Annotated in this window: 13 protein-coding genes, 4 tRNA genes and 1 pseudogene; 6 read left to right on the top strand and 12 right to left on the bottom strand. The window is 62.5% G+C overall.

Features of this window, described 5'->3' with window-relative positions:
- Window positions 1-69: 69 nt before the first annotated feature.
- Together AC1IN8_RS12610 and AC1IN8_RS12605 are read left to right on the top strand one after the other, a co-directional pair.
- Window positions 70-936 carry an EamA family transporter gene (locus AC1IN8_RS12610; protein WP_479758969.1) on the top strand — a complete coding sequence of 289 codons (867 nt, stop codon included), beginning with the start codon at window positions 70-72 and terminating at the stop codon, window positions 934-936.
- Between the two features lie 358 nt (window positions 937-1294).
- Entirely contained in the window at window positions 1295-1627 is a 333-nt protein-coding gene (locus AC1IN8_RS12605; RefSeq protein ID WP_479758968.1) for a hypothetical protein, read from the top strand.
- Between the two features lie 120 nt (window positions 1628-1747).
- Here AC1IN8_RS12605 and AC1IN8_RS12600 read toward each other — a convergent pair whose 3' ends face one another.
- The 8 genes from AC1IN8_RS12600 to plsY all read right to left on the bottom strand — a co-directional run bounded on the left by AC1IN8_RS12600 (window position 1748) and on the right by plsY (window position 6654).
- On the bottom strand, window positions 1748-2347 hold the full coding sequence (locus AC1IN8_RS12600; protein ID WP_106885681.1) for a Yip1 family protein: 600 nt from the start codon (window positions 2345-2347) through the stop codon (window positions 1748-1750).
- A gap of 239 nt (window positions 2348-2586) precedes the next feature.
- Complete coding sequence (locus tag AC1IN8_RS12595) at window positions 2587-3930, bottom strand: potassium channel family protein (protein ID WP_479758967.1); 1344 nt, start codon at window positions 3928-3930, stop codon at window positions 2587-2589.
- Between the two features lie 324 nt (window positions 3931-4254).
- Entirely contained in the window at window positions 4255-5259 is a 1005-nt protein-coding gene (locus tag AC1IN8_RS12590) for an OmpA family protein (RefSeq protein ID WP_139433880.1), read from the bottom strand.
- Between the two features lie 283 nt (window positions 5260-5542).
- A tRNA-Asn gene (locus AC1IN8_RS12585) sits at window positions 5543-5618 on the bottom strand.
- Window positions 5619-5663: 45 nt separating this feature from the next.
- A tRNA-Phe gene (locus tag AC1IN8_RS12580) sits at window positions 5664-5739 on the bottom strand.
- Between the two features lie 3 nt (window positions 5740-5742).
- Window positions 5743-5818, bottom strand: a tRNA-Thr gene (locus tag AC1IN8_RS12575).
- 50 nt (window positions 5819-5868) lie between these two features.
- A tRNA-Phe gene (locus tag AC1IN8_RS12570) sits at window positions 5869-5944 on the bottom strand.
- Window positions 5945-5991: 47 nt separating this feature from the next.
- Window positions 5992-6654: a glycerol-3-phosphate 1-O-acyltransferase PlsY gene (plsY, locus tag AC1IN8_RS12565; protein ID WP_139439591.1), complete on the bottom strand. Its 663-nt coding sequence runs from the start codon at window positions 6652-6654 to the stop codon at window positions 5992-5994.
- A 171-nt stretch (window positions 6655-6825) separates the two neighbouring features.
- Here plsY and folB point away from each other — a divergent pair, with 171 nt between their 5' ends.
- The 3 genes from folB to AC1IN8_RS12550 all read left to right on the top strand — a co-directional run bounded on the left by folB (window position 6826) and on the right by AC1IN8_RS12550 (window position 9787).
- Entirely contained in the window at window positions 6826-7197 is a 372-nt protein-coding gene (folB, locus tag AC1IN8_RS12560) for a dihydroneopterin aldolase (RefSeq protein ID WP_479758966.1), read from the top strand.
- 52 nt (window positions 7198-7249) lie between these two features.
- Window positions 7250-7768, top strand: coding sequence for a 2-amino-4-hydroxy-6-hydroxymethyldihydropteridine diphosphokinase (gene folK / locus AC1IN8_RS12555; protein ID WP_479758965.1), 519 nt, complete (start codon window positions 7250-7252; stop codon window positions 7766-7768).
- A gap of 183 nt (window positions 7769-7951) precedes the next feature.
- Entirely contained in the window at window positions 7952-9787 is a 1836-nt protein-coding gene (locus AC1IN8_RS12550) for a methyl-accepting chemotaxis protein (protein ID WP_479758964.1), read from the top strand.
- A 63-nt stretch (window positions 9788-9850) separates the two neighbouring features.
- Here AC1IN8_RS12550 and mdtD read toward each other — a convergent pair whose 3' ends face one another.
- From mdtD to AC1IN8_RS12530, 4 genes are all read right to left on the bottom strand, one after another.
- On the bottom strand, window positions 9851-11269 hold the full coding sequence (gene mdtD, locus AC1IN8_RS12545) for a multidrug transporter subunit MdtD (RefSeq protein ID WP_479758963.1): 1419 nt from the start codon (window positions 11267-11269) through the stop codon (window positions 9851-9853).
- A 61-nt stretch (window positions 11270-11330) separates the two neighbouring features.
- Complete coding sequence (locus tag AC1IN8_RS12540) at window positions 11331-12458, bottom strand: CobW family GTP-binding protein (protein ID WP_319913980.1); 1128 nt, start codon at window positions 12456-12458, stop codon at window positions 11331-11333.
- Between the two features lie 124 nt (window positions 12459-12582).
- Window positions 12583-13989, bottom strand: coding sequence for a D-arabinono-1,4-lactone oxidase (locus tag AC1IN8_RS12535; protein ID WP_479758962.1), 1407 nt, complete (start codon window positions 13987-13989; stop codon window positions 12583-12585).
- Between the two features lie 115 nt (window positions 13990-14104).
- Window positions 14105-14722, bottom strand: coding sequence for a LysE family transporter (locus tag AC1IN8_RS12530; protein ID WP_139439035.1), 618 nt, complete (start codon window positions 14720-14722; stop codon window positions 14105-14107).
- A gap of 76 nt (window positions 14723-14798) precedes the next feature.
- Between AC1IN8_RS12530 and AC1IN8_RS12525 the strand changes: the two are divergent.
- Window positions 14799-15714, top strand: a pseudogene (locus AC1IN8_RS12525) (LysR family transcriptional regulator).
- Window position 15715: the final 1 nt, after the last annotated feature.

Below are 15715 nucleotides of genomic sequence, written 5' to 3'. Positions count from 1 at the left end.
TATTAGACCGAAATTACGGCGGCCTCTAGATATATTTTATTGCTTCTACCCAACTCAGGTTTGAACAAGATGCAGCCAAACAGCCTCACCCTCTCCTCCCTGCTGGCCGTCCTGCTCGCCATGTTGTCGATCACCCTGGGGGCCTCACTGGCCAAATCTCTTTTTCCCCTGTTGGGAGCCGCTGGCACGACCCTGTTCCGGCTGGGGTGCGCCGCCCTCCTCCTCTCCCTGGTGTTTCGCATCTGGCGTGCCCCCCTCGACAGGCGCACCCTGCTGGGGGCCATCCCCTACGGACTCTCCCTTGGGGCCATGAACCTGCTCTTCTATCTGGCCATCGAGCGCATTCCCCTCGGCGTGGCGCTGGCCATCGAGTTTATTGGCCCGTTGACGGTGGCGCTGCTCAACTCCCGCCACCGGGCAGACTTCATCTGGCTGGCGCTGGCCATCGCCGGGCTGCTGCTGCTCTTGCCCCTGCGGGAGGCCGAGCAGGCCATAGACCCCCTGGGGGTCGCCCTTGCTCTCGGGGCCGGCGTGTTCTGGGGGCTCTATATGCTGACCGGCAAGCGGGCAGGTGCCTTGCTGGGGGCCCAGGCGCCGGCCCTTGGCATGTGGGTGGGCACCCTGCTGGTGCTGCCCTTCGGCCTCGGCGGGGCAAGCGAGGCCAGCTTCACCCTCCCCGTGATCCTGACCATCGTCGGGGTGGGGCTGCTCTCGAGCGCCATCCCCTACTCCCTCGAGATGTTTGCCCTGCGCCGGTTGCCGCTCAAGAGCTACGGCATCCTGACCAGCGGCGAACCCGCCATGGGCGCCCTGATGGGGTTGCTGTTGCTGGGGGAGCAACTGCCCCCGTCCCAGTGGCTGGGGATAGCCGCCATCATAGCCGCGTCGATGGGCACCACCTGGCATGGGGGACGACGACGCGCCGACCCGGCCTGATCCCCCCAACAGAGACGATGGCTGGCCTCATTGCGGCAACGGTCCTGCAGGCCGCTGGCGGGAGCGGCTTGGACGCGGGTAGACCTGAGTGGCAGATCCCTCATATCTTGTTCATGTTTTTTGAATATCTAGACCAGTTAATCTCGCTAACAACCGAGCGATGACCTGTTTACCATTCATTCATCGCTTAGGCAGGATCGCCAAGCGGCCAAATAACCAGTTGTTCAAGGCTGTGATACCAGAAACAGGGTGTCTGATGTCAGTAAAAGAACTACATAGTATTTGAATAACCTCTTGCAAGGATGCATTGATGCGGGCCTCTCCGGCCTTGCCAATGACATAAAAACCAAGAGAGTGAATGAAGATGAAAAACGTAACCAAGATGCTGGCCGTCGCAGGCCTGATGAGTGCCGGTGTTGCCCAGGCTGCCGTTCCCGCCGACTTCAATGCCACCCCGGGTGTGCTGTTCGTGAACTGGCATGCCAGCGCTGCCATGGCTGGCAAGAGCAACCCCATGCTGGAGGTGCGCGACGAATCCGGCGACCTGGTGGCCTCCGTCCACGCCAACCTGATGGGCACCCAGCAGGTGCAACTCCCGAGCCGCGCCCAGGGCAACCTGACCGTGAGTCTGGGGGATCAGAGCAGCGACTACCGCATCCCCTTTGGCATCGGCAGCGGCAACCCGCGCTGATCCTCGCAACCGACGCTTTCACTCCATCCGGTTGCCCGGACCCGGACAGAAAGGGTGAGTGAGCCCCATGACAAAGGCGCCATAGAGGCGCCCTTGTCGTTTCTGCCGGTTCGTCAGCGGCTAATGGGTAAACACGGGTCCAAAACCGGATCCCCACAGAATGGCCGTGGCCGCCAGCACGCAGACCAGCAGCACCAGGCCGACGGTGACCACCGAGCTGGCATAGATGAACCCCTGCTCCTTGGGAATGTGCATCAGGATAGGCACCCCCACATAGAGCAGGTACACCGAGTAGCTGAGCCCGATGAGGCCTATGATCATCATGAACCAGAGGTGCGGAAAGAAGGCGGAGAAACCGACCATGAACAGCGGTGTGGAGGTGTAGGCCGCGAGCTCTAGCGACGTCGTGTAGCTGGGATCCGAACCGAAGGTATGGCCCATCCAGTGCACCAGATAGGAGAGCGCGAGGACGCCTATGATAAGCGTCACGTACATGGCTATCGACAGCATGAGGGCGCTGTTCGCGGTCAGGGTGATGGGCTCACCGACGCCAATGCTCCAACCTATGTGCACGGCGGAATAATAGGCACAGATGGGCGGGATAAGGGCCACGATCAGGATATGAGTCAGACTGTTTCGGAAACTGTCATGCCTCTCGTCTATGGTATGCCATTCGGTGTGAGGATGTGCATACAATCCCCATAAGTGATTCAATATCATAGCGTTATTCCTTCTCTGCTTCGATTGTGGACTGATCGATACCGCTCTCGCTCCCCTGTTTTTTTCTCGTGCAACACTAGGCGCACCATCCATCGCAAGCGCGACCCATGACTCTAAATAAAGTCGCTCCACTGCCGGTGCGTCAAGGAAGAACGCCATCCCCGCCGTGCTGGCGGATCCTGGCGGCTGGTCAGTCCCTGGCGGCAGGACAAGTGGTGTCACTGCCGCCAGCGCTATCGTCAGTACTGCTTGGTCTTTGAAGCAAAGCCGGCAAGGAAGAGGCCGGTCAGAAACATGCCGCAGAACGCCTCTATGGCCGACAACAACTGGAGGGGAGAGGAGGTCTGGGAGATATCGCCGTAACCCAGTGTCACGAAGGTCACTATGCTGAAGTAGAGGGAGCGCCCCAGGTGACCATGGGTCACGGACTCCGGCGCCAGGAAGTAGGTCAGGGTCGCCAGCAGTATGACCCCCATCGACATCAGCAGGCTTCTTATCGGCCGCTCGCCAAATCCCCAGGTGATGAAGCTGACAAACTTGCTGGCACACTTGAGATAGCACAGCAGGGAGAGCCACCCCTTCGTCATCAGGCCGCTGCGCAGCCAGCGCTCCCTGAACAGCTCCCTCGGACTTGCCAGGGATTTCATCTCGTGCAGCTTCTCCTTGTAATAGCACTCGCCGGCATCGACGGTGTCTCCCACGCTGGAGAAGATGCGTTTGGCATTGCGGTACAGCTTGCTGGCCTCGTTGTGATCGATCCGGCCATTCTCGTTGTAGACCACCTGCACCTTGTCCAGATTGGTGTGCTCCATGGTGGCATCGAAGTTCTTGGCACTGACGTTGAAGTTTTTCAGCACGGCCCGGGAGGCGTGAAAGCGGATCTCCTCGCACTCTATGGTGAAGTCCTGAAACACGCCATCCTCCAGCGCCAGCTCCCGTTTCTTGGCCCAGGCCCTGTGATCCCACAGCAGGGAATCGAACAGATCGAGGCCGATCACCCCGCCGTTCACGCGTACTCCCTTGGCCGAGCAGTGCCACAGATAGACCTTGGAGTTGTTGACGGCGCCGTCCAGCGAAAGCTCGTCCAGGCAGGTAAAGTCCAGCAGCCGGCCGGAGATGATGGGGCTCTTGAGCTCGACGCCGCCGATGTTGAGCAGGCGATGCTTGCCCAGCACCTGGGCCTCCCCCTTGTTGTTCTCGGAGACGGAGAGCAGGCTCTGCGCCCGCTTCACCTCGGCTTTGCCATGCCTGGCGGCCAGCCACATGGCATAGGGCTCGAAGCGCGTCTCGGAGCGGACAAGGCCGCTCTTGCGCAGGGACTCCAGCGCGCTAGAGGCGCTCTCATAGAGCCTTATCTTGTCGTCGCTCATGTAGACGCAGAGGCTGAGCACGGATCGCGAGCTGATAAAGCGGGCGATGCCGATCTGGAAGATGACGCTTTTCTCTATTTGCTGCTCTGTCATCCAGTCGCCGAAATGGGGCAGCGAGGCCACCAGCAACTCCCAGATCAATGGATAGTCATTCTCCCGCCGCCACTCGTTGAATTGTTCGGGAGAAAGCTGCCACAGCTCGGTCGCATTCATAGATTACCTCGATCATGGTTTTGTCCCGCCCAGGGTTGCCAAGGGAGGGGATCAGGTGCCTGCACGCCCAAAGAGAGATGCCCGTTCGCAGAAAGCGGGGGCACAGGCCGGTCACGCCATCATACTAGCCGAGAGGATGGCTGTAACTCACTGACAGGAAAGGTATAAGAGGCGGGGTACGACAGATTGTCGCGAAGCTGAAGAGGGATAAGGCACCAGGGTAGTCATGCCAGGCGGTTTCGTCCGTACTAAAGGCGGGAGCCCGGACAAGCAAGAGGGGATGCCATGGCATCCCCTCTTCACATCAGCTGAGCTGACGTCAGCTTATTGCTGCACTTCCTGCACGCCGGAGACGCGGACTTCGACGCGACGATCCGGTGCCAGGCAGGAGATCAGCTCGTTCTTGCCCTTGACGCCGTCACACTGGGTGCCGGTGACAGGGTCGGCTTCACCGCGGCCTTCGATGGCGATCTTGCTGGTGGCCAGGCCCTGGCTCACCAGGAAGTCGGCCACGGTGCGGGCACGGGCTTCGGAGAGCTGCTGGTTCTGGGCATCGGAACCGATGCGGTCGGTGTAACCCACGACGATGGCGCTGCCATCCTTCGGCTGGAATTCAACGATCTGCTTGTACAGACCGCTCAGGGCTTCCACCCCTTCCGGCTTCAGATCTGCCTTGCCAAAGGCAAACAGCACGTCTGAGTTCAGGGAAAAGTTCTTCTCGACCATCACAGGAGCCGCCTCTGCCACAACCGGAGCAGCAACAGGCTCAACGTAGGAGGTGCGGAACGGGTGATATACGGCTTCCAGCGTCGCCACGCTCTGGTTGGACTTGTACTGCTCACCGGTGGAGGTGGTCAGATCGGCCACGTCCCACATGTAGCGGTAGCGCGCCTGCAGATCCAGGGCATCGTTCAGCTTGTAGGTCAGACCGACACCGGCCAGCGGAGAGACACGGGTGTCGCTGTTGTCCAGACCGTCGGTATGGGCCCAGTAGGCACCCGCTTCACCGAACAGGGAGAAATCTTCACCAAGGGGCAGACGGGCGATACCGGACAGGGTGGCGCCCTGGTTCTCGTAACGCTCACCATCGGCACTACCACGACCAGCGTACTGGTAACCGAGTTCGGCACCGAACGTCTCGTTGAAGTTGTAACCCATGAAGAGGTTGGTCGCGGCGGCATCTTCAGTGCCGGTTTCGACGGCTGCGTTGTTCAGGCCGTTGAAGTGAGCGGCACCAACACCGGCACCAAAGTAGATGTCGTCGGTAGCGTGAGCGGCTGTGGTGGCCAATGCCAGTGCAATCCAGACAGGGGTCAGTCTTAAGTTCATGTATAGCCTCATCAATACGAAATGGCGGGCGTTCGGCCCTTGTTATATGTGGTCTCCATTTTATAGGCGAAATCATGTACAGGACCTTAAGCGCAGACTATTTACCATCCATTTTACTGCTTGTTTTTCATGCATTTTTCGTGCTTTCAACAGAAAAACGTTTTCACTCAATAGCGAGTCTTCCATGCCCTGAAATGCGGGTGCCGGCGGCTGCATGAGGAGCCATGGGATTATCGAGCGCATAATAAAAGACCCCTGTCTTGCGACAGGGGTCTTTTTGAAATGGCTCCTCCTACTGGACTTGAACCAGTGACATACGGATTAACAGTCCGCCGTTCTACCGACTGAACTAAGGAGGAATTGTACTTCGGAGACCAGATATCGCTATCTCATCATCCTTTATTTGGTGCCCAGAGACGGAATCGAACCGCCGACACGGGGATTTTCAATCCCCTGCTCTACCGACTGAGCTATCTGGGCAAATGGTGCCGGCTACCGGAATCGAACTGGTGACCTACTGATTACAAGTCAGTTGCTCTACCTACTGAGCTAAGCCGGCACACTTAAACTATTGTGCATGAACAAATTTTTCTTTCATGGCACCAAATATGGTGCCCAGAGACGGAATCGAACCGCCGACACGGGGATTTTCAATCCCCTGCTCTACCGACTGAGCTATCTGGGCGTGGGCGCTATTAAACGGATTTTAAGGCGGGTGGTCAACGGGAAATTTCACTTTTCGTCTCGTTCGTCTCTTTTTTGCGCAGCATCACTCGTTTTTATCACTTCTGTGGGGGAAGCCGTGCCTCGGCGGCCCCAGAGTCGGGATTCCTCGCCCCTGAGCAGGCGGGTGATGTTCTCGTGATGGCGCACCAGGATGAGACAGGAGAGCAGGGAAACCGGCAGGGTATATTCCGGCTTGAGCAGGTAGGTAAAGAGCGGGGTCAGCAGCACTGTAATGATGGAGGCCAGCGACGAGTAGCCGCTCACCAGCAGCACCAGCAGCCAGGTGGCGATCGCCGCGCCACCCATGGCAAAGCCGATGGGCAGCATGGTGCCGAGCGCAGTGGCGACGCCCTTGCCCCCCCGGAAGTGGAAGAAGATGGGGTACATGTGGCCCAGACAGGCAGCGACGCCGATGAACCCCAGGTAGACGGGCTTGATCTGCAGATACCAGGCGAGGTAGACGGGAGCCATGCCCTTGAGCACGTCGAGCAACAGGACGATCAGCGCGGCCATCCGGCCACCGAGGCGCAGCACATTGGTCGCCCCCGGGTTGTGGGAGCCATGGTCGCGGGGATCCGGCAGACCCGTGAGGCGGGAAACCAGCACGGCGCTGGACAGCGAGCCGCCCAGATAGGCCAGAATAATCATCAAAATCGTCAGGGCCGTCATCTTGGTCGTTTTTACCACGATATGAATGGGGTATGATGCGGGCCACATTCTCTGGTCTGGGCTTGCCCGAAAGCCTGTCGCCCAAACCGGCCGCCAGCGGCAATCGGCTTGCCAGGCCTGCATCCCTGCGCTGTTTTCACAGCCCATCAAGAGTAAAGAAGAAGTACTGTCATGGACAAGGTGTTTATTCGCGGACTCGAGGTTTTGACCACCATAGGGGTATATGAGTGGGAGAAAGGCATTCGCCAGAAGCTCTGTTTCGATCTCGAGATGGGATTCGACAACCGACCCGCCGCCGCAACCGACGATATCAATCTGGCACTGGATTACGCCACCCTCTCCCGCAAGATCTGTGATCACGCCCAGAGCAAGGTCGTCGAGCTGGTCGAAACCATGGCCGAGCAGGTAGCCGCCCTGGTGCTGGCCGACCTGCGGGTGCAGTGGGTCAAGGTGACCCTGACCAAGCCGGGTGCCGTGCCCAATGCCGCCGGGGTCGGGGTCGAGATCCTGCGCCACCGTACCCCGGCCGCGAGCGCCTGCTGATGACCCGCATCTATATCAGCCTGGGCTCGAACCAGATAACAGGGAGCGCTGCATGACCCGTATCTACATCAGCCTGGGTTCCAATATCGAGCGGGAGCGCCACATCCGGGCCGGCCTCGATGCCCTGCATGCCGAGTTTGGCGAGTTGCAGGTTTCCAGGGTGTTCGAGAGCGAGGCGGTGGGCTTCAACGGCCGCCCCTTCTACAACCTGGTGGTGGGGGCAGACACCGATCTGCCCCTTGTCGTTCTGTGCCAGCGGCTGCGGGCCATGGAGTTCGCCCACGGCCGCGAGCCCGATGCCAAGAAGTTTGCCCCCCGCACCCTGGATCTCGATCTGCTGCTCTATGGGGATCTGGTCTGCGACTCCCCCCTGGTACTGCCCCGTGGCGAGATCCTCACCAACGCCTTCGTGCTCTGGCCGCTGGCGGAGCTGGCCCCCGGCCTGCGCCATCCCACCGATGGCCGCCCCCTGGGCGAGCTGTGGCAAGGCTATGACAAGGCCTCCCAGCGCCTCGATCCCATCCCCTTCCACTGGACGCCGAGCGGCGTCCTGGCCGATATCCAGGCCTGATCGCGCCTGCCCCCTCACCGCCGGTTCGGGGGCGGCGCCAGACTATTTCGCTATATGACAGCGGGATGACAGAACCCATCGAATCCATATCGCGAAACCGACAGAATAAAACGCTAAAGCGACCTTCAGGATATATCTTCAGCGCCGATACGCTAGCCATCTCCCTTGCCCCTTGAGGTCGTCGTGAACGTCAAACAGAAACTTGTGTTATCCGCCATCCTGGTGGCCGGGATCCAGGCCGTCGTCATGGGGGTCATGTTTTACTTCTCGGGGCAGGAGTCGCGCAGCAACGCTGAAATGCTGCAGGCCAAGCAGGTGGAGGCCGACCTCGTCGCCCTCACCCTGCAGGAGAGGGAGTTCCTGTTGAGCCGGGACCCCGCTGCCGCCACCGCCTTCATTACCCAGAGTGACCAGGCCAGTCAGCTGCTCGCCGAGATGGCAAGACACCATGGGGGCACACAGCAGACCGACATCCTGGCCTTTGCCAGCCAGCTCAAGGAGTACAGCCGCCAGTTCGAGACCCTGCGCGCCCAGCAGGAGAAGATTGGGCTCACCCCTACCAGCGGCCATTACGGCGCCCTGCGTCAGGCCATCCATGCCCTGGAGCAGGAGCTCAAGGCCCGGGGCCAGCAGCAGGAGAGCCTGCTGATGCTGCAACTGCGCCGGGACGAGAAGGACTTCATGCTGCGCCGTGACATCAGCTATCGTGCCAAGTTCGAACAGAACCTGGCCCCCCTGGCCCAGGCCCTCGCCGGTGAACCGGCCCTCGCTGCCCTGCTGGAGCGCTACCGCCAGAACTTCCTTGCCCTGGTCACAGAGGAGCAACGCCTGGGTCTGAGTGCCAGCGAGGGGCTGAGGGGCGAGCTCAATCGCAGCGCCGAGCAGATGCGCCAGGCTGGCATGACCCTGACCCAGGCCCTGACCCGGGAGGCCGACGCCACCCATGATCGCACCCTCAGGGTCATGGTCCTGCTCTGCATCCTCGGCATACTGGCCGCCCTCGGCCTCAACCTGCTGATCGGCCGCGACGTCATGGCCGGCCTGCAACGGCTGGCAGACACCATGCGTCGGGTCACCGCCAGCAGCGATCTCACCCTGCGCGCCCGCATCGGCTCCAGGGACGAATTTGGCGCCATGGGCCGCGACTTCGACACCATGCTGGAGCACTTCAACCTGGTCATAGGCCAGGTCGTCTCCTCGGTCACGGACCTGGAGCGCCTCACAGCCCAATTGCAGCGCAACGCCAACGCCGCCCAGGAGGGCACCCAGCAGCAGTTGCAGGAGAGCGATCTGGTTGCCACCGCCGCCACCGAGATGGAGAGCACTGTGCAGGAGATCGCCAGCAACACGGAGAGCGCCGCCGAAAGTGCTCGCACCACCAACTTGAGCGCCCAGCAGGGTCGGGAGAGCGTGGAGACAACGATGGCGGTGATCCATTCCCTCTCCGCCAAGCTGGAAGCCTCGGGCCAGGAGGTGATCGCCCTGGCCGAGGAGAGCCGTCAGGTGGGCAATGTGCTGGCGGTGATCCAGGCCATCGCCGAGCAGACCAACCTGCTGGCCCTCAACGCAGCCATCGAGGCCGCCAGAGCCGGCGAGCAAGGACGAGGTTTCGCCGTGGTTGCCGATGAGGTGCGCAACCTGGCCATGCGTACCCAGCAGAGCACCAGCGAGATTGCCGCCATCGTCTCCGGCTTGCAGACCCGTACCCAGAGCGTGGTCACCCTGATCGGCGAGTGCCGCACCCAGGGGGAACGCAGCGTCGAGGCCGCCGGAGAGGCAAGCACCCAGCTCGCCAACATCACCCGTCAGATGGACCAGATGATGGACATGAGCACCCAGATAGCGACCGCGGTCGAAGAGCAGAGCTCGGTGGCGAGTGAAATCAATCGCAATGCCGTGGTGATCCGCGACATCGCCAACGACGCCCTGACCCAGGCCGAGCAGAACAGCCGCGCCAGCCGGAACGTGGCCGAACAGGCGAGCCTGCTCCACCGGGCTGTCGATCAGTTCAGGGTCTGAGACCCCAATGAGAGAGGGCGGCCAGGGCCGCCCTCTCTTTTTGCTGTGCCATCCCTGTGGTCATCAGAGCGGACCTTGGCGCCGCCTCTCCTTGACATCATCTCTGGCCAGCTGGGCGAAGATGAGCGCCGCCAGCATGGACATCAGACCTATGCACAGATAGGTGAGGTGGAAGCCGCCGAGCCAGCGTTCGCTCGCCTGTGCCGGCTGCCCGGCGGAGAAGAGCCCGAGCAGGCTGGCGGCGATGGCCACCCCCAGGCTCATGGAGAGCTGCATCACCACAGAGAGCAGGCCGTTGCCGCTGCTGGCGTGCTCGGCACTCAAATCCTGCAGCGTGAGCGTATTCATGGCGGAGAACTGCAGCGAGTTGATGGCACCGAAGACCGCCAGCCAGACCAGCAGCACCCAGTGCGGCACCTGGTTGTCGATGAAGTAGAAGCTGGCGATCATCACCCCCAGCGCCAGGGTATTGCCGATCAGGATGCGGCGATAGCCGATGCGCGGGATCAGCTTGTTCACCAGTGTCTTGGTCAGCATGGCGCCGATCACCGTGGGGATCATGGTCATGCCCGCCTTGCTCGGTGAGAAGCCCAGCCCCAGTTGCAGGAAGAGCGGCGTGAGGAAGGGCATGGCGCCGCTGCCGAGGCGGGCGAACAGGTTGCCCCAGATGCCGATGGCGAAGGTGGTGGTCTTGAACAGCGCCAGGCTGAAGAGCGGCTGCGCCACTGTGGCGGCATAGAGCCAGTAGCTCGCCATGGCGGCCAGACCGAACAGCAGCGCAAACAGGGCCCAGCCGGTGGAGATGCTGTGCTCCCCCAGCCCCTGCAAGCCCACCGACACCAGCACCATGCCGACGCTGAACAGCACGAATCCCTGCCAGTCGAACCTGGCGGTGTGCTGGCGCAGATCGGGCATGAAGTACCAGCTCGCGATGAAGCCGAGCACCCCCACCGGCAGGTTGATGAGGAAGACCCAGTGCCAGCTCGCCACCTCCACCAGCCAGCCCCCGAGCGCCGGGCCCATGAGGGGCCCCAGCAGACCAGGGATGGTGACGAAGGACATCACCCGCAGCAGCTCGTGCTTGCTGTAGACCCTCAGCACCGCAAGGCGCCCTATGGGCATCAGCAAGGCGCCGCCCACCCCTTGCAGCACCCGGGCGGCGACCAGCATGGGCAGGGTATTGGCGGCCGCACAGGCGAGGGACCCCAGGGTGAACAGCAGTATGGCGGCCAGGTAGACGCGGCGGGTGCCGAATCGGTCCGCCAGCCAGCCGGAAGCGGGAATGAGCAGGGCCACCGTCAGCATGTAGGCGATGATCACCGACTGCATCTGCAGCGGGCTCTCCCCCAGGGCCTCGGCCATCCTGGGCAGGGCGGTGTTGAGTATGGTGCCATCCAGCGTCTGCATGAAGAAGCCGACCGCGGTCAGCCAGGGTAGCCACTTGCGTTGGGCGGGGGTCACCAGGTGAGTGCTGTCAGGCATGAGTCTTTGTCTCCTCAACAGATAAGAAAAGACCCGCACGGGTGCGGGTCATATCAGCATATCAGGCATCCGGCTGGCCGAGCATGGCTCTTAGCTGCTCTTCCAGACTGGGCTCAGGGGCCCTGAGGGTCTCCATGAAGAGTCGCTCTATCCCCACCTTGTCCTGGCTCTTCACGATGAACACCAGCCGGGACTGGGCCTTGCCCTCCGGCCACTCCCCCAGGGCCTGCAACGGATAGAGCTGGCCGTGCACCCCGTGGATCACCACGGGCTGGCTCTCGCCCTCCAGCTGCAAGATCCCCTTGAGCCGCAGCAGGGCGTCGCCATACTGCCCCTGCACCGCATCGATGGCGGCCAGCAGGCGGGACGGCTTGAGCGGCTCGCCGATGCGCAGGGAGAAGCTTTCTATATTGCCATGCTCGAAATGGGTCGGTGTGGTCGTGCCCACCTTGGCGGCAAACGGCTGCATCCTGGGTTGCATGGGGGAAGCCAGCCCCTGTTTCGGGGACTCGGTGCGCAGCCAGGCCAGCAGCTGGCGCACGTCGCGCCCCGCCGCCTCGTTGTAGGCGCCGAGCTTCTCCAGCACGGCGGGTGAGAGCACGCCGTTGCTGACCCGCTGGATGGGGGCCGCCGGGTTGAGGGAGGCCAGCTGCGCCTCCACCCGAATAAGCGTCTCTTCCTCCACCAGGTCCCCCTTGCTCACCACCAGCAGATCCGCCAGGGCCACCTGCTTGACCGCCTCGTATTGCTGGCCGAGCTGCTGCTCGATATGACCGGCATCCACCACTGTCACTGTGCCGTCGAAACGGTAGCGCTGGGCGATAAAGCCCTCCTCCTTGAGGGTAAAGAGCACGGGAGCCGGGTCAGCCAGGCCAGTGGTCTCGATGATGAGTCGTTTAAAAGGCTTAATTTTCCGCTGGATAGCCTTCATAAAGAGTCCCTGCAGCGCCTCCACCAGGGAGCCCTGCACCGAGCAGCAGATGCAGCCGGAATCGAGCAGCACCACCTGCTCGTCCACCTGCTGTACCAGGTGATGATCCAGCCCCACAGAGCCGAACTCGTTGATGAGCACGGCGCACTCGCCGAGCTCCGGCTGCTTGACCCAGTGGTTGAGCAAGGTGGTCTTGCCGCTGCCGAGGAAGCCGGTCAGCAGGGTTACGGGGATTCTGGTGTCTTGCGGGTCTGTCATGTCACATCCTTAGCGCCTGTCGTCATGGGGCCTGAAGAGGCTATCTCTTCCCCCTCATCCCCAACCCTTCTCCCACCCGGGGAGAAGGGAGCAAAAAATATCGCCCCTATCCAAGAGGCCGGCCTCAGCGGTTGGCGAACAGCTCGCCGAGCCAGCGGTTCTCGAAGCGGCCATGGGGGTCGAGCTCGCGCTTCAAGGCCAGGAAGTCGTGCCAGCGCGGCAGCAGGGCCGGGAAGTCGTAGAGATCCATCGCCAGGTGCTTGCCAAAATGCGGTGTGCCGCCGAGGGGCACCAGCAGTTGCTGCAGCTCGCGCATCTGCTCCATGGAGCCCCCCACGAAGGTGCCGTCCGCCGCCAGATAGACCAGGAACCCGATCCAGCACACCGACTTGCCATAGGCGGCACTGAGCCAGGCCTCTGAGGGGCCGGTGCAGCGCAGGATAAAGGGGTAGTGCAGCGCCCCCGGGTTGCGCTCCTGCCAGTGCTGCAGGATCTCCAGTGCCTCCTGCATGCGCTCGAGGGGCACCGCCACCTCGCAGTTGATCTGGGGCGCCGGTATCCCCTTGCAGAGGATCTGGTAGACGTTGCCCACCAGGTCAGAGGCATCCTTGAAGCGGCGCACCGTCTCGAAGTGCTCGCCCGTCCGCGCCTCGTCCTTGGTGTCCCGCGCCATCTTCTGCAGGGTGGCATCTATGGTGTCATTGAGTGCGGCTGTCAGGGCGCTGTCGACGTCCCCCTCCAGCAGCAGCGGCTCGCTGCCCGCGGCGCGGTAGCGGGCCACCTCCTCCTCGGAGGCGGGATCCACCAGCCAGATGTGGCTCTCGCCGGTCCAGGCGAACCACCAGCTCTTCACGAAGCCGTGCTCACGGTTGAGCCGCTCGTTGTGTTCCAGCAGGAAAGGGTAGTCGGTGGTGAACTTGGTGCAACGCATGATGCGGTTCGGCACAGTGCGAAGGCGCACGTCGAGCAGAACGCCGAGCATGCCCATGCCCATCACGAAGGCACCGAAGCGCGGATCGGCACGATCCACGCCAATGATCTCCCCGTTGGCCAGCATCACCGTCAGGGCCTCCACCGCATCGCACAGGGAGGACTGGTGCAGCCCCTGGCCGTGGGTGCCGGTGCTGAGCGCGCCCCCCAGGGTCTGGATGCCGATGACGCCGGGGGACGCGGGCAGCATGCGATCCATGGCGATGAGCTCCCCATAGACGGTATCGAGGGGCGTGCCCGCCTGGTAGGTGACGGTATCGGCGCTCTGGGCCAGGCGGCCGCGCAGATGATGCAAATCCACCAGCAGCGCCTGACTGCCCTCGGCATAGACGCTGTGGATGGGTTCGAAGGAGAGACCGGAGCCGATGAGCCGCAGCTTGCGATCCGGGTACTCCCGCAGCAGTTGCTGCAGCTCGTCACGGCTCTTCGGGCGCCACACCTGATCCAGGGCGCCGAGGGGATTGGTCCTGGACCAGTTGAACAGCACCTCCCGATTGCCAATCGCCTTGATGCTGTGAAATGCCTGGAACCTGACCGTCATACCGCGCCTCATCTGACTTCTAAATGAGCGGCAATTCTACCGAAAAGCTAGCGCCAAGGCATGAAAAACAAGCCCCTACAGTCGAGGGTGGATAAGGGGGCCAGCCCCCTTCCCCTCAGCGCGAGGGCTGGGTCAGTGCCAGCAGCATGCCGAATCCCACCAGCAGACCGCCAAAGATCCGATCGATCCAGTGGCGCACCGCCAGCAGACGAGCCCGAACCGAGGCGCTGGAGAAGAAGAGCGCCACCGCGCTGAACCAGAGGGCGTGGGCCAGCACTATGAAGGCGCCGTAGCCGAGCTGGACCGCCAGCGGCGTCTGCGGCTGCACCACCTGCATGAAGAGGCTGACGATGAAGATGGTGGTCTTGGGGTTGAGCACATTGGTCAGAAAGCCGGTGCGCAGCGCCCCCAGGCTGGAGAGGGCAGGCTGACTGGCCAGCTCTTCACCGGTCGCGGGCTGGGTCCGCAGCATCTTGATGCCGAGGAAGATGAGGTAGGCAGCCCCCGCCAGCTTGATGAGATTGAACAGCCAGAGGGACTGCTGGATCAGCAGGCCCACCCCCAGCAGGGTGTAGCTCACGTGGACACAGACCCCGGCCGCGATGCCGAGCGCCGTCAGCACGCCGGTGCGACGGGAGAGCAGCAGGCTGTTGCGCGACACCATGGCAAAATCGGGGCCCGGGCTGATGACGGCAAAGAAGGTAATGGCTACTACTGCTAACAGTTCGGTCATGAAAATAGTCCTGATCACATGGGATATCGGCTATTTTATTTGGCAATTATCCCAATGACGAACGATAACTTCTGACATGAACGGTGAGAAAAATTCACAGAAAACCCTCTCGCTCCCCTCCCTGACGGCCCTGCGCTGCTTCGAGGTGGCGGCCCGCACCGAGCACTTTGGCCGCGCCGCCGACGAGCTGCACCTCACCCATGGCGCCATCAGCCGGGCGGTGCGCCTGCTGGAGGAAGATCTGGGCGTCAGGCTGTTCGAGCGGCGCCAGCGCCGGGTCTTCCTGACCGAGGCGGGCGACCGGCTCTATCAGGCGGTCAGGGAGGGGCTGGGCCAGATCCGGGAGACGGCCCAGGCGCTGCGCCAGCAGAGCCGCCCCCAGTCGCTGGTGCTCTCCTGCGAGCCCACCCTGCTGATGCGCTGGCTGATCCCGCGCTGGCCCGCATTTCAGGCTCTGCACCCCGAGCTGGACGTCCATCTGATGGCGGGGGGCGGCGCCCTCAGCTTTGGCAGCGGCATCGATCTCGCCATCCGCCGCAATGACTTCCACTGGCCCGAGGATCTGCACAGCCAGCTGCTGTTCGAGGAGCTGACTGGGCCTGTCTGCCAACCGGGCAAGATGGAGCAGTTTTTCGAGCCGCGAGGGGAAGAGCCCGCCCTGCATCCCTCGGCCCCCCGCCTGCACACCAAGACGCGCCCGGATGCCTGGCCAGGCTGGCTGGCTGGAGAATGCAGGGCATAGCCTGAATGACGAGGCGCCCAGCCTGCGCTTCGAGCACTTCTACTTCAGCCTGCAGGCGGCGGTGGCGGGCCTTGGCGTCGCCATCGGCCCCTACCGGCTGGTGTGTGACGACCTGGAGGCCGGACTGCTGACGGCCCCGCTCGGCTTCGTCCCGGATGGCACCGGCTACCACCTGCTCGCCCCCGCCAGACCCGAACCCGGCAGCCCCCACGAGACGCTGGCTAACTGGTTGCACAGCCTGGCGCACTGAG

It is taken from the genome of Aeromonas sp. 130281 (assembly GCF_056642115.1).
This window is presented reverse-complemented; position numbering and strand designations above follow the sequence as displayed.

Excerpts from the sequence above, each read along its gene's own strand:
- AC1IN8_RS12610 (WP_479758969.1), top strand. The coding sequence starts at position 70 with ATGCAGCCAAACAGCCTCACCCTCTCCTCCCTGCTGGCCGTCCTGCTC.
- AC1IN8_RS12605 (WP_479758968.1), top strand. The coding sequence starts at position 1,295 with ATGAAGATGAAAAACGTAACCAAGATGCTGGCCGTCGCAGGCCTGATG.
- AC1IN8_RS12600 (WP_106885681.1), bottom strand. The coding sequence starts at position 2,347 with ATGATATTGAATCACTTATGGGGATTGTATGCACATCCTCACACCGAA.
- AC1IN8_RS12595 (WP_479758967.1), bottom strand. The coding sequence starts at position 3,930 with ATGAATGCGACCGAGCTGTGGCAGCTTTCTCCCGAACAATTCAACGAG.
- AC1IN8_RS12590 (WP_139433880.1), bottom strand. The coding sequence starts at position 5,259 with ATGAACTTAAGACTGACCCCTGTCTGGATTGCACTGGCATTGGCCACC.
- plsY (WP_139439591.1), bottom strand. The coding sequence starts at position 6,654 with ATGACGGCCCTGACGATTTTGATGATTATTCTGGCCTATCTGGGCGGC.
- folB (WP_479758966.1), top strand. The coding sequence starts at position 6,826 with ATGGACAAGGTGTTTATTCGCGGACTCGAGGTTTTGACCACCATAGGG.
- folK (WP_479758965.1), top strand. The coding sequence starts at position 7,250 with ATGACCCGTATCTACATCAGCCTGGGTTCCAATATCGAGCGGGAGCGC.
- mdtD (WP_479758963.1), bottom strand. The coding sequence starts at position 11,269 with ATGCCTGACAGCACTCACCTGGTGACCCCCGCCCAACGCAAGTGGCTA.
- AC1IN8_RS12540 (WP_319913980.1), bottom strand. The coding sequence starts at position 12,458 with ATGACAGACCCGCAAGACACCAGAATCCCCGTAACCCTGCTGACCGGC.
- AC1IN8_RS12535 (WP_479758962.1), bottom strand. The coding sequence starts at position 13,989 with ATGACGGTCAGGTTCCAGGCATTTCACAGCATCAAGGCGATTGGCAAT.
- AC1IN8_RS12530 (WP_139439035.1), bottom strand. The coding sequence starts at position 14,722 with ATGACCGAACTGTTAGCAGTAGTAGCCATTACCTTCTTTGCCGTCATC.